This window comes from Bacillus sp. BC05(2025), assembly GCF_056725905.1.
On record NZ_JBWYRA010000007.1, the window covers coordinates 78,969 to 92,420 of the forward strand.

The window sequence follows — 13,452 nt, forward strand, 5'->3', positions numbered from 1 at the left end:
CTCCTTGTGTTTCATCTTGATAACATTATGATGTAAACAATATACTAACAATAAAACATGACACTTTATGTCATGTTAAAAAGAAAAAGGTGATACATTTGTCAAAAGCTAAACGCTTATTAGATATTCTTATATTTGCTTCTGCCAAAAAAACATTTACAGCTCAAGAAATAGCTGATGAATTTAATATTTCCGTGCGCACTGTCCATAGATACATTGTAGATTTAAGTGATATGGGTTTACCTATTTATGCAGAACAGGGTCGCAATGGAGGATATAAAGTATTAACAAATAGAGTCATTCCCCCTATTTTATTTACGGAAGAAGAAGCAGTCTCCATCTTTTTTGCATTTCAATCTTTAAGCTACTACAGAAACTTACCTTTTAACACAGAAATCAATTCCGTTACGCATAAACTGTATAGCTCTCTACAACATGATGCAAAAACGAAAGTTGATAAAATACGTTCTTATATCGCTTTTTGGAATCCGAAGAGAACGATTGATACACCTCTTTTAAACGAAGTATTAACTGCGGCTATTGAAAATAAAAATTTACACTTTCAATACGAATCTAAATCAGGGATAAAAACAAAACATGTCCACTCTATCGGTGTATATGCTCATGATGGGCTATGGTACTTACCATCCTATGACTTCAGTAGAAAAAAAGTATTACTGTATCGCATTGATCGTATTCTTTCTATATTATCAACGGAAGAAAATGAAGATACATTCATGAATTTAGAAGAGTGGTTTGCCTCTAACTCTAACGTAATACATAGTCCTACTCAGTTACATGTTTTACTAACAACAGAAGGTTTACGCCAGTGTAAAAGCGTTCCTTATCTTGAGGAATTCGTTATAGTAAACGAGGATGGGACAGGATATATAAATTCAACCATTGATAAAGGAGAAATCAATTTTATTACCCCTTTATTTTATAGACTCGGAAAAGATGCAAAAGTTTTAGAACCGACAGAATTGATAGATGGTTTACGTATACGTGCAAAAGAAATTTTACATATGTATGGAGACGAAAAAGGCTGCTAAATATAAGCAGTTTTTTCGTCGGTTTGTTTCTATTATTTTGATTGTTGACGAATATCGAACCACCAACGATTTTTCTCATTCATATTCTCAGTTCCACTAGAACCACTATAACGGAAAGCTTCAAGGAAAAGTGAACCTAATTTATCCTCATCTACAAAATAACCTAACTTAACATTTACCGTTTGTCCTGGTCGGATACTGCCAATATTATAAAAGCTTTTTCCATCTCCGTGAGGTTCTAAATAATCAACTTCGCCTGTCATAATATTTTTTTCCTCAATTCCATCTCTTTCAGCGTAGTTCCATGCATTCCCTTCAGATTTAAGCAACTTTATGGATGGATGCATATAAATTTCTTCTGTCTTCTGTTTACCTATATTTTTCACTGTTGTTGTTAAGTAAACAAATTTAGGACTAACTAATTTTGATTCTATTAATGTATCAATTGAATCTTTACCATTTCCGAGTTTATATTCATCTCGTCTGTATGGTAGCAATTGTCCCTCTTGATCCAAAGCCTGATTCCTGCTTAGTATTTCTAAGCCAAGTTCATAAAAGTTTTCTTGTTTAAAATCTTTGATTGAATCAAAAACTTCAACTTTTTCTATCACATATTCAATTTGGCTATTATCCATGATTATAGTTACCGGAACCTTTTGCCCTATATGAAATAGTCGTTTGCTATCTTTTTTCAAAGGAATAACCTTAGTTTTTTTCCGTTCATCTGCTTTGCTAAAACGATTTTCATCATAATCTACTATATGTGATGCTTTTTCTTTTGACGTAGGCTCAAGTGAAATGCTCCCTAACACTTCCATCATTTGTTCTTCGTTTACATCGGATCCAATATAACTTTCTAACATAATCCCTTCTTTCTCAAAAAAGAGAAAGACCTTTCTGTCAAACATTATATTGTTGTTTCCTGTTTCTTTATGGACAATTACTGCTTTCCTACCATTTATCTCTTTTTCTTCGTAACTTTTCGAATACAGAGTTTGAAAATCTGTATTCTCCCCTACTCTCCGAAGAGCGAATGAAAATCCACCCTTTGCGTAGTTATCTTTAAATGAATATTTCATAGCACTATCATCAATTGCTTCCATATTTTCTGGTAATTTATCGATTTTCAATTTATACCACTTGTCAGCCCTTTTCGAGTCCTTGTTTGTTACCGACACATTTACTTCATAATTTTGTTTTTGAACAATCATATTATAGACTTTCACTGCACCAAAAACAGTGGTCGGCATACCAATCAATAAGCAAGCAGCAGCGATTAACATACGATGTTTTTTACGCTTTTTCTGCGGTTGTCCATCTTGCAGCTTCATTTCCTCCATAAACAATTTCTTTTTGCGCGTATATGTATGTGAAAATTCATGTTGTTCTTCAAGTTTATCAAAATCATCTAAAGCAATTTTTTCAGCAAGTTCATATATTTCTTTGGAGTTCTTTGAATTCGTCATGTTGTATACCTCCTATCATATTTTGGACTCGTTTTCGAGCACGTTCAAACTGCTTGCGGACATTGACCTCCGTTATCCCCATGACACTTGAAATTTCTTGATACGTTAAGTTATAGAAGACTTTATACTTAAACACCTGTCTGTTAGATTCGTTTAACCCTTTTAGCAATGCATCAATTTGAAGCTCAGACATTTTACGTTTTTCCCACTCTTCAATATTTTCATCTACTGCCTCTACTGATTCTCTTTCATATTCTTCTAAAAATGTTTCATGTCGTTTATTTTTCCGGTAACTATCAATTGCCTTGTTTTTCGCGACCCTCAAAATGTAACGTTTAAGCTCTTGAGTAGCCAAGTTATGGAGCTTTTCCAAGTTCTTATAAAGAGTAATAAACGTCTCTTGAACTGCATCTTCTGCTTGCTGAATATTATTTAAAATAGAATAAGCTACGTAATAAATTTTTTGCTCGTATAATTCGTATAGCTCTTCCATCTTTTCATAATCGTTGTTTGTAACTTTCATATAATTCCTCCTCTCACTCTATATAACGAATGAGCGATATACTTTGTGACACTACAGCATCTTTTTATAGTTAAAATTTAATAATAGAATAAACAAAAGCCCAATTTCTCTATTTTAACTAAGAAATTGGGCTTTTTAATATTAAAATTTTCCTAACTGCCGCTTTAATAACATCCCTCTTACACCTTTTCCGCAAACTGCATTTGCTCTATCGCTTCTTTTAACAAATTCTGTGTCTCCTCCAAGTTATGACTCTCCTTTTCTCCCGGTTGTACCATATAAAACTCAGCAAATGAGCGTTCTTTATATCTTGGTACGACATGCATATGATAATGTGTTAACTCGTTAAATACTCCACCATTTTGACAAACTGTAACTCCGTCAGGTTTATATACTATCCTAATCGCTTTTGCAATAAGCTTAGAAGCATCCATAACGGATTTTGCTACAACATCATTTAATTCATCTACTTCTACAACATGCTGCTTTGGCACAATTAAAGTATGACCTGGATAGAAAGGTTCATGATCTAAAAAACATGTTACATAGTCATCTTCATATACTTTATATATTTTTTCCTCTTCGTTTGCTAATTTACACCCTAAACATTCCATCATACTTTCCCCTCTCTCTAAAACAGAAAAACGTGAGAGCCGTACTCTCACGTTTTTCTGTTTTACTTTATTAGTTCAATTGTTTCCGTAACTTGTATACTATCTTTCACCGATTGAACAACCGTACAATTTTTCACTGCAAGTTGCAGTGCCTTGTCCAACTGCTCTTCTGTAATGTTTTGTGCTTTAATTTTATAGTGCAAATGAACACTTTCAACTGGTTTTGATAAAGCTTCACTTCTACCAATTTCCGTTTCAATTGTAAACGTATCGTATGTAATACGTTTCTTTTCTAAAATTGTTCGAAAGACAATTGCACTACATCCTGCGATAGAAGAAACGAGTAATTGTAACGGTGAATACCCGTTTTCTTTTCCAATCGCTAATTGACCATACGATAAATCTGCCTCAATATCATCGTGTTTGATTGTTAGTTTCATTAGTTGTCTCCACCTTCATCGGTTTCTGCCGTTTCTTATTTATATAATAATATATGTAGCAGAAAATGATAAATGGAATACCACAATATAATGCCATTCTTTGTTCTGGAATAAACGCTAAACTAATAACAACGATACTATTTGTAATTAAAGCCAAAATTGGAACGATTGGGTATAGTGGTGTTCTATACTTTAAGTCCTCTAACTTTCCTCCGCCTTTTATATACTGACTTCTAAAGCGAAGTTGCGATAAAGCAATAATAATCCAACTTGAAACAGCCGATAAACCAGCTATAGATAATAAGTACATGTATACTGTATCTTCTGCAAGGAAGCTTGTTAATAAAGATAACGCAGCTACAGCAATTGTTACAACTAACGCTGTAATTGGAATACCACGTTTATTTACTTTCTGGAAAGACTTTGGTGCCATTCCTTCATTTGCAAGTGACCATAGTATACGAGTTGCCGCATATAATCCTGAATTCGCTACAGATAGTAACGCTGTAATAATAACGAAGTTCATAATATCAGCTGCATACGGAATACCGATTTTATCAAATACGACTACGAATGGACTTTCAATTACGCCAGCTTCTTTCCAAGAAATTAACCCTACTAAAATCGTCATTGTTAAAATGAAGAATAACATAATGCGCCATACTGTATTACGGATCGCGCGTGGAATTGTTTTTTCTGGATTTTCACTTTCTCCCGCTGCAATCCCGATTAACTCTGTTCCTTGGAACGAGAAGTTAACTGTAATCATCGTAAGTAATACGGCAGCTAGTCCATTCGGGAATAATCCACCATCGCTTACAAAGTTAGAAAAAAGAGGTGCTGCTTCTTTTCCGTCATATGATATAAACCCTAATAATGCACTACCACCAAGAACAACAAAGGCAAGAATGGTAACTACTTTAATACTAGAGAACCAAAATTCTAATTCAGCATAACTTTTCGCCGAAATTGCGTTTGACGCATATAAAATAATGCCGAATACGAGACACCATACCCAAACATCAACATTCGGAAACCATCTTTTCATCATTAAACCGATTGACGTTAATTCTAGTCCTACTGTTACTGCCCAGCCAAGCCAATATAGCCAGCCAATCATAAAGCCCGTTCCTGGCCCAATAAACTTCGTCGCATACTTTTGGAAAGAACCTGAAACTGGCATCGCTACCGTTAACTCTCCAAGACAAAGCATTGTTAAATACATAATAAATCCGCCCACTAAATAGGAAAGGATGGCTCCCCCTGGTCCAGCCTGATTAATGGTGTAACCTGAACCTAAGAAAAAACCAGTCCCGATTACACCACCTAGTGCAATCATAAATAAATGTCTACTCTTCATCGTACGATGTAATTTCTCATTCGTTGGTTGCTGCATCTAAATCCTCCCCCTACAAATACCCCTATATCTTGTTAAAATTTTCTGATAATAAAAATATACACGAAAGCGATTACATTTTCTATATAAAATTAAAACTTTTCTGATAAAATAATATAAAAAATCGAATTATCGCGAGATTAAGATTATAATTAAAGGAAAATAAGGAGAAACAAGGAAAAACCTTTACAGATATTGTAAAGGTTAACGGAGTTCTAATCTTCTCGATAAAATTGATAAACTATAATTTACGATAAAGTACATACAAGCTACTACCATAAACGTTGGAATCATATAATTTACATTTTGCCCGCTAATAATTTGAGCATTATGCATAAGCTCTGGCAGTGATATAACAACTGCTAATGCTGTATCTTTCAGCAATGAAATAAACTGACTAACAAGCGGTGGAACCATTCTTCTTAACGCCTGTGGTAAAATGATATGCCAAAGCGCTTGAACATACGTTAATCCCGAAGATCTTGCGGCCTCAATCTGTCCTTTTTCAATCGATAATAGACCACTTCGAACAATTTCAGATATCATTGCTGCTTCAAATATTGTTAAAGCAACAATTACAGCTGTTATAATTTCTAATTTCAAGCCTGCTTCTGGAAGTGCAAAATACGTGAAAAATATAATTAATAGTAGTGGTAAGTTTCGAATTACTTCAACGATAATTCCTAATACTTGTGAGACGACAGGTATTTTCATGTAGCGCAATATCCCTACTACACTACCAATAATAAAGCTAAGTACAATTGCTATGAGCGCTACCTCTAGTGTTATAAGTAATCCTTTTAATAGAAACAGAATATGATCACCTGTTATTGCTCCCTTAAAATCCATTTACACCGCCTCCTTTGCTAAGCGTTTTTCTAAATAACGCACTAGCATACTGAGCGGAATTGTTAATATTAAATAAAACATTCCGACAAATATATACACATCGAACGTAACAAATGTCTTCGTTGAAATTAAGTCTCCTTGATACATTAAATCAGCTCCAGCGATAATTCCAAGTATGGAAGAGTTTTTTACTAAATTTAAAAATTGATTTCCTAGAGGAGGGATTACGATTTTCATCGCTTGAGGTAAAACAACATGGTACATTGCTTGCATATACGTCAATCCTGAAGAACGCGCTGCTTCCATCTGACCTTTCGCGACTGATAAAATACCAGCGCGAATAACCTCTGCAATAAACGCTGCAGTATATACCGTAAGCGTAACTGTCCCTGCTACAAAACCATTTAAAGTAATTCCTATTACAGGTAAAGCGAAATAAAATATAAATGCAATTAATACGAGTGGAATATTTCTTACAAATTCTACAAAAGTTGCTCCCAACCAATTTAAAATGCGAATCGGTGCAATGCGCATTACCGCTAATATTATGCCTAAAATAAAGCTGCCTATTAATGCGATTACACTAGACATCACTGTATATTTAAATCCTTCTAAATACATATCAATGTTATTCGTTAATATAGAAAAATCAGGCACATATTCTCCCCTCTTTCTTTAGAAGAAGAGGATGAGTACTCTCATCCTCTCACTTTTACTATTTATCACTTTACTTCTCTGGTTTTTGCCCAATCCATTTCTCATATAATTTGTCATACTCTCCGCTTGCTTTCATGTCTTTAATTAAGCTATTAATCTCTTTCGTTAAATCATCTGCACCTTTTTGCACTGCAATTCCGTACGGCTCATCCGTGAAAATTTTCCCTACAACTTCATAATTCGAATCTTGTTTTGCCATGCCGTAAAGAATTGCATTATCTGTCGTTAAAACATCACCTTTTCCTGCTTTTAACGCCGTAAATGCCTCACTGTAATTTTCAAATTCTAATACAGTCGCTTCCGGTGACTTTTGACGAATATTATTTGTAGATGTTGAACCTTTGACAGCTAACACTTTCACGCCCTTTTTCACATCATCAATACTTTTAATATCGCTCCCTTTTTTCACAAGTAACGATTGTCCTGCTTTAAAATATACATCTGAAAAATCCACTTCTTTTTTACGTTCTTCTGTAATTGTCATTGTTGCGATAATTGCATCAATATCACCGTTTTTCAATAGTGGAATACGCGTTTTAGACGTTACTTCTTTTAACTCTAACTTCTTTTCATCTCCAAGAATTTTTTTCGCAAGCGCCTTTGCAACATCAACATCGAACCCTTCTACTTGCCCTGTTGAAGGGTTTTTCAATCCGAATAAGTTCGTATCATTCTTCACTCCAACTACTAATTTCCCGCGCTTCTTAATTTGCTCAATGGCCCCGCCTTGCTTCGTATTCGTTTCTTTTGCCTCATCTTTTTTACTTCCGCACCCGGCAACGACAAGTACGAATAAACAGGAAAATACGATTAACGTAAACAACTTTTTCATTTTAAGCATAAAACTCCTCCTTTAATGGTTTAACACTCGGCTTAAAAATAGACGCGCTCTTTCTTGTTCAGGACTTGCAAAAAATTGCGCCGGTGTTGTATCCTCAATGATTTTGCCATCATCCATAAATAAAATCCGATCAGCTACCTCCCGCGCGAATCCCATCTCATGCGTGACAACAACCATCGTCATCCCTTCTTTAGCTAGCGTTTTCATAACATCAAGTACTTCCCCAATCATCTCTGGATCAAGAGCAGACGTAGGCTCATCGAATAACATAATTTCCGGCTGCATTGCGAGCCCTCTAGCAATTGCTACCCTTTGCTGTTGTCCTCCAGATAATTGATGCGGGTATACACTAGCCTTCTCCGGGATTCCTACTTTCTCTAAATAAAACATTGCCGTTTTCTCAGCTTCCTCTTTTGAAACTTTATTTACTTTAATAGGTGCTAGTGTAATATTTTGAAGAACCGTTTTATGTGGATATAAATAAAAATGTTGAAAGACCATTCCGATATTTCGGCGTAATTCATTCATATCTGTTTTGGCATTGTGTACCTCCGTATTTTGTACAATTAACTCTCCATCTGTAATTGTCTCTAGCTGATTTATACACCGAAGCAACGTGCTTTTTCCTGATCCTGAAGGCCCAACAACTACTACCACTTCACCTTTCTTCACTTGCACATTAATATCTTTTAATACTTGAAAATTGCCATAATATTTATTTACATTACGAAACTCTATCAACATACTCCCCCCTTCCACTAACAAAGCATGTACATTCTTTTTATATTCAAAAATAGGCAAAAAAATAACTGCCCGCTTCATTTTGCTCATAAAAAAAGCAAAGGGATTTTCCCTTTGCTTTTTCATTTCTATTCGATTAAGATACTTCTTCTTTCTTATCTTTTCTGTATTCATGCTCCCAGAAATCAGCATTTTTAATGCCTAATGGCCCTGGATCGAATACTGGATCTTTTCCTTCTTTTTTCTGCTTTTCATAATCCTTTAATGCGACTAATGCAGGTTTTTGTAATAGTAAAATCGCAATGATATTTACCCACGCCATAATTCCTACACCGATATCACCTAAAGCCCAAGCTGTTGCTGCTGTTTTTATACAACCGTAGAATACAGCTCCTAAGAATACAAACTTTAGTACCATGGACATCCAAGGACGGTCTTTATCACGATTTAAGTACGCGATATTCGTTTCTGCAATGTAGTAATATGCCATAATTGTTGTAAAGGCAAAGAATAGTAACGAGATTGCAACGAAACCGTTTCCAAATCCAGGGAAAACAGATTCTACTGCTGCCTGTGTATATCCCGGTCCTGGTTGAGCACCATTTAATTTATTTACGATAAAGTTTTTTCCGCTTGCATCAAATACGTTATACATGCCTGTAATAATCATCATAAATGCTGTTGCTGAACAAACAAATAATGTATCAATGTAAACGGAAAATGCTTGCACTAAACCTTGCTTAGCTGGATGCGATACTTCAGCAGCTGCTGCTGCATGTGGTCCAGTTCCTTGCCCTGCTTCATTGGAATAAATGCCTCGTTTTACTCCCCAAGAAATTGCTAAACCGATAATACCACCGAAAGCCGCTTCTAATGCAAAAGCACTTCTTATAATTAACATAAATGCTTCTGGCAATTTTTCAATATTCATAGCAACAATAACGCAAGCTACTAAAATATAACCAACTGCCATAAACGGTACGACAACTTGTGCAACGTTAACAATTCGCTTTACTCCACCGAAGATGATAAGAGCTAATACAACAACTAATAAAGCGCCTGATAATGTAGTGTTAATTCCAAAAGCCGTTTCTAAACTTACAGCAATACTATTTGCTTGCACACCTGGTAGTAAAAGCCCCGTTGCAAGAATTGTCGCTGCAACAAATACTAATGCATACCATTTCACACCTAGACCTTTTTCAATGTAATAAGCAGGTCCACCGCGAAACTGTCCTTGATGTTTCGTCTTATATATTTGTGCGAGTGTAGATTCTACATAAGCTGATCCTGCTCCTAAAAAGGCTACTGCCCACATCCAAAATACAGCTCCTGGTCCACCGAAGGCAACCGCTGTTGCTACCCCAGCTATATTCCCTGTCCCAACACGCCCTGATAATGAAAGTGCTAACGCTTGGAACGAAGAAACACCAGCCTCTGATTTTTCTCCTTGAAATGTCAGTTTCACCATTTCTCCTACATGTCTTACTTGTAAAAACTTCGTTCGAATAGAAAAATATAAACCTACTCCTAAACATAAATAAACAAGTGCTGGACTCCAAACAATATTATTTAACCAATTTACGAAAGCTTCCAACATTCCCCCTCCTTCTTTATAAAGAATATTCAGAATATATATAAAATTATAAGTGTATACCGAATCTAGGACAATATTATTTTAATAAAGTAAACATATTTTTGTATAAAAAAACAAAGTATATATTTATTTTATATACTTTGTTTTGAACAAAATGTATTATATATTCACAATTGCTTCTCTTTTTATAATTCTTTCGTATAGCTCTTCTGATAAATTCCGGAAGTGAACTGGCATATCTTTCCCTTTAAACTTCTTTTGAAGCGTGCCATATAAACCTATATCACGTAAACGTAAAAATAGCGGTAACGATTCATACCAACTATCCGCCAGCCTGTGCTCATACTCATACCCTTTTCGTAACACTTGTAGCTGTTTACGAGCAAAATCTGTCTTCTCTTCCGCTGTCCACGGTGTAAATAGAACAGAGTAATAGAGAACCATCGCTAAATCATGTATAAAGTAATTATAAGCCGCATCATCAAAATCAAAGATTGTTAGCTCTTTACCATCATAATGAAAATTACCTGGATGAATATCACCATGCATAAGACCAAACGTTTCTCTTTCAATTGGAAGGGCCTTTATCTCATCCATTAATACCGCTGCAATCTTTTTCACTTGATCATCTTCTAATTCATTAACAATTCCACTCTCGTCTTCTTCCCACGTATCACGATAGTCTGTTTTAGGATAGTTCATTGTTAGGCGATGTAGTTGCCCAATCGCTTTTCCCCATGCCTCAAAGAGAGGCTGGCCCCAATAAGGCGATCCTTCTCCTTTTACTTGCTCACCTTGTGCATATGTAAATAAGGAAGCGAAAAAGAAAGTTTCATCCTCTGCTCCAATTTCTTCTACAAGATTTTGAGACGTTGAATAAAGAGGCCCCGCTACCTTTGCCCCATGCTCTGCAACATATCGTAAAAAATCTAGTTCAGCTTCGACTTCTTTTTTTGAACGATGAGAAGAGTGGGTTAAACGTAATACGTAATCTTCGTCACGATCGCCCTTCGCCTTAAAAATATAATTTTCAAAATCTCCAAGTGGCTTTTCTTCCACTGTTACATGAAACAAGCTCGCTGCTCTTTTTAAAACTTCTTTTGTAAAAACACGTTCTACAGCTATTTCCATATGTATCCCTCCTATATATCTTCTTAATTCGACACAAATGTGAGAAGTACTGCTATGAAATTAAATAATGCATGGGCAATCATAGCCGATAAAATAGAATTTGTTTTCTCATATAACCACGCAAATACTACTCTACTTAAAAAATTTACTGGTAATGTGTTGTATGTTGGAATATGAACAACAGTAAATATTATAGAACTTATAAGCACTCCACCCCATATACCATATCTATCACGAAAAAATGTATAAAAAACACCGCGATATAAAATTTCTTCGTAGATTGGCGATATAACTACTGCTCCAATTACCGCGATACAGAACGAATATATTGATTTATCATTTTGGACCGTCTCCGTTTTACTATTTTCAAAAGAAATCCCCATCTTCTCCATTATCATTAATACAGCAATACTAACTACAATTAAGGCAATCAATACTATAACTGTCCATAAAAAATCTTTCCATGAAAGCTTTCGAATTCCAATATCTTTCCAAGATAGTTCATATCTTTTTATACAAAAAAGATAAACTACAGTAGTAAATATCACTGCCATTATAAATCCCATTAATACTCCAGCATATAATGAGTTCCCTATTATTTTTAAAGCATATTCATAAAAAAAGCTTCAACTGTTACTGGGACAATAAGAAATACGAAAACTAATAAAGTGAAACTTTAATCAGTGGGGGTTTTCTTCATCCCCCACTGATTATTAGTTGAACCAATCGGACTTTTATGGGCAGTTGATCCCCCAACTAACTTCTGTGCTTTCGCTGAATTTTGAGGTGGGGGGTCTTACTGCCCATTAAAGCGGGATAAATATAAAATTTCTTTCCATCCCCACATATGCCTCAAAGTCATCTATATCATCCCCTATATCTTATTTTCTATAGTATAAAAGATGACGTAACGTAACTTTCAAGCTACTTTTTCAAAAATAATCCAAGCATAAATCTCTCACAAAAAGAAAAATTTAACAGAGGTAACTTTATTCTAAAAGAGGTGGAAATTATGACAGAGTAAAAAGGACAACAAAAGAGTAAAAACCAAAAGCATATGTTTCCATCACTTCTATATATCCTCTATTCAATTCACCATACATATTAGAAGTACTGCTATGAATACTATAAAAAATCTAAAAACAAAAAAGGTTGATTCACAAAATCAACCTTTACACTATTAAAATTTTTATTTATCAATTCTTCATCAATTGATTCTCGTATATAACATTTATTTTTATTTTTCTTCACCTTTTGTCTGCATTGAATTGAAAGTCCAATTTAATTTTAATGAATCTCCTTGAAATATATTTTGCTCTTCATCGTTATCTACAAATGTGAACATTACGTAGAAAGTATCATCATCACCAGGAGCAAGTCCATTTCCTTCTCTGTCTACTACACCTTTTTGTACAAGATCAGGAATACTTCCGTTTTGCGTAGCTACCTTTAATTCAGATAATGTAGTAGACCATACTGGAACTTCATTTTTATCCAAATTCCACAAGAAATCAACACGGATATGATCACCAAAATCAGCATTTCCATTATCTCCTTTATCATCGATTACACTGTAATCTGTCAGGAGTTTCACATCTCCTATTGCCAAGGTTCCTTTGTTAATTAATTGAAAACCGCGCTCCATTTCATCACCTGGTTTCAGATTGTCGACATTAATAACAACTTCAGGATTCACACTCAAATCTAAAGTACCCGCTGCAAACGTGTTTTGTGATACTTCCTTATCACTAAAATACGCATATGTTCCTCCGCCAATTAAAGATAAGCCCAGCGCTGCAGTTATGACACCCATACCAAGTTTTTTCTTCATGCCCATTTGACAAGTCCCCCTATTTTTAAAGTTCAAACTACAAACCTTATTTCCATCCCACAAACAATAATAATTAAACAACTACCTTGTCCCATAACGAAAGCGAACTTAGTTTAAACTAATTACTTCATGTACCCAAACGACTATTACTTTTAAAATAACCGGTAATGTTACCGTAAATCATTACCGGTTATTTGTTAGCCAATCTCATTTCATTTACTATTCATTATCTGATTGCATTATTTACTCTAGAA

The 13,452-nt window shown here is 34.9% G+C and carries 13 protein-coding genes and 1 pseudogene; 1 reads left to right on the forward strand and 13 read right to left on the reverse strand.

The window, feature by feature from the left end:
- Nucleotides 1–98 precede the first annotated feature (98 nt).
- The gene (locus tag ACZ76X_RS20670) at nt 99–1,052 is read left to right on the forward strand and encodes a helix-turn-helix transcriptional regulator (protein WP_479851547.1); all 954 of its coding nucleotides are present in this window, start codon (nt 99–101) and stop codon (nt 1,050–1,052) included.
- A 32-nt stretch (nt 1,053–1,084) separates the two neighbouring features.
- Here ACZ76X_RS20670 and ACZ76X_RS20675 read toward each other — a convergent pair whose 3' ends face one another.
- The 13 genes and pseudogenes from ACZ76X_RS20675 to ACZ76X_RS20735 form a co-directional block, all read right to left on the reverse strand.
- Nucleotides 1,085–2,518 (reverse strand): anti-sigma factor, encoded by a 1,434-nt coding sequence (locus tag ACZ76X_RS20675; protein WP_479851548.1) that lies wholly within the window; start codon nt 2,516–2,518, stop codon nt 1,085–1,087.
- The gene (locus ACZ76X_RS20680) at nt 2,484–3,041 is read right to left on the reverse strand and encodes an RNA polymerase sigma factor (RefSeq protein ID WP_479851549.1); all 558 of its coding nucleotides are present in this window, start codon (nt 3,039–3,041) and stop codon (nt 2,484–2,486) included. Before ACZ76X_RS20680 ends, ACZ76X_RS20675 begins: the two co-directional genes overlap by 35 nt.
- Before the next feature lie 179 nt (nt 3,042–3,220).
- Complete coding sequence (locus ACZ76X_RS20685; protein ID WP_479851626.1) at nt 3,221–3,655, reverse strand: HIT family protein; 435 nt, start codon at nt 3,653–3,655, stop codon at nt 3,221–3,223.
- A gap of 62 nt (nt 3,656–3,717) precedes the next feature.
- Entirely contained in the window at nt 3,718–4,095 is a 378-nt protein-coding gene (locus ACZ76X_RS20690; RefSeq protein WP_479851550.1) for an OsmC family protein, read from the reverse strand.
- Complete coding sequence (locus ACZ76X_RS20695; protein ID WP_074607392.1) at nt 4,070–5,491, reverse strand: amino acid permease; 1,422 nt, start codon at nt 5,489–5,491, stop codon at nt 4,070–4,072. The genes ACZ76X_RS20690 and ACZ76X_RS20695 overlap by 26 nt, the downstream gene beginning before the upstream one ends.
- Nucleotides 5,492–5,695: 204 nt before the next feature.
- The gene (locus tag ACZ76X_RS20700) at nt 5,696–6,340 is read right to left on the reverse strand and encodes an amino acid ABC transporter permease (RefSeq protein ID WP_479851551.1); all 645 of its coding nucleotides are present in this window, start codon (nt 6,338–6,340) and stop codon (nt 5,696–5,698) included.
- The gene (locus ACZ76X_RS20705) at nt 6,341–6,997 is read right to left on the reverse strand and encodes an amino acid ABC transporter permease (RefSeq protein ID WP_479851552.1); all 657 of its coding nucleotides are present in this window, start codon (nt 6,995–6,997) and stop codon (nt 6,341–6,343) included. It lies immediately after the preceding gene.
- A 70-nt stretch (nt 6,998–7,067) separates the two neighbouring features.
- A complete protein-coding gene (gene glnH, locus ACZ76X_RS20710) occupies nt 7,068–7,898 on the reverse strand; it encodes a glutamine ABC transporter substrate-binding protein GlnH (RefSeq protein WP_098521273.1) in 831 nt (276 codons plus the stop codon).
- A 12-nt stretch (nt 7,899–7,910) separates the two neighbouring features.
- On the reverse strand, nt 7,911–8,639 hold the full coding sequence (locus tag ACZ76X_RS20715) for an amino acid ABC transporter ATP-binding protein (RefSeq protein ID WP_164970758.1): 729 nt from the start codon (nt 8,637–8,639) through the stop codon (nt 7,911–7,913).
- 136 nt (nt 8,640–8,775) lie between these two features.
- Complete coding sequence (locus ACZ76X_RS20720) at nt 8,776–10,236, reverse strand: alanine/glycine:cation symporter family protein (protein ID WP_080495758.1); 1,461 nt, start codon at nt 10,234–10,236, stop codon at nt 8,776–8,778.
- Between the two features lie 159 nt (nt 10,237–10,395).
- A complete protein-coding gene (locus tag ACZ76X_RS20725) occupies nt 10,396–11,367 on the reverse strand; it encodes a phosphotransferase enzyme family protein (RefSeq protein ID WP_479851553.1) in 972 nt (323 codons plus the stop codon).
- A 23-nt stretch (nt 11,368–11,390) separates the two neighbouring features.
- Nucleotides 11,391–12,013 (reverse strand): annotated as a pseudogene (locus ACZ76X_RS20730) (CPBP family intramembrane glutamic endopeptidase).
- Nucleotides 12,014–12,604: 591 nt separating this feature from the next.
- Nucleotides 12,605–13,204 (reverse strand): TasA family protein, encoded by a 600-nt coding sequence (locus ACZ76X_RS20735; protein WP_479851554.1) that lies wholly within the window; start codon nt 13,202–13,204, stop codon nt 12,605–12,607.
- Between the last annotated feature and the right edge of the window lie 248 nt (nt 13,205–13,452).

Coding starts and splice junctions, on each gene's coding strand:
- ACZ76X_RS20675 (WP_479851548.1), bottom strand. CDS start 2,518: ATGACGAATTCAAAGAACTCCAAAGAAATATATGAACTTGCTGAAAAA.
- ACZ76X_RS20680 (WP_479851549.1), bottom strand. CDS start 3,041: ATGAAAGTTACAAACAACGATTATGAAAAGATGGAAGAGCTATACGAA.
- ACZ76X_RS20685 (WP_479851626.1), bottom strand. CDS start 3,655: ATGGAATGTTTAGGGTGTAAATTAGCAAACGAAGAGGAAAAAATATAT.
- ACZ76X_RS20690 (WP_479851550.1), bottom strand. CDS start 4,095: ATGAAACTAACAATCAAACACGATGATATTGAGGCAGATTTATCGTAT.
- ACZ76X_RS20695 (WP_074607392.1), bottom strand. CDS start 5,491: ATGCAGCAACCAACGAATGAGAAATTACATCGTACGATGAAGAGTAGA.
- ACZ76X_RS20700 (WP_479851551.1), bottom strand. CDS start 6,340: ATGGATTTTAAGGGAGCAATAACAGGTGATCATATTCTGTTTCTATTA.
- glnH (WP_098521273.1), bottom strand. CDS start 7,898: ATGCTTAAAATGAAAAAGTTGTTTACGTTAATCGTATTTTCCTGTTTA.
- ACZ76X_RS20725 (WP_479851553.1), bottom strand. CDS start 11,367: ATGGAAATAGCTGTAGAACGTGTTTTTACAAAAGAAGTTTTAAAAAGA.
- ACZ76X_RS20735 (WP_479851554.1), bottom strand. CDS start 13,204: ATGGGCATGAAGAAAAAACTTGGTATGGGTGTCATAACTGCAGCGCTG.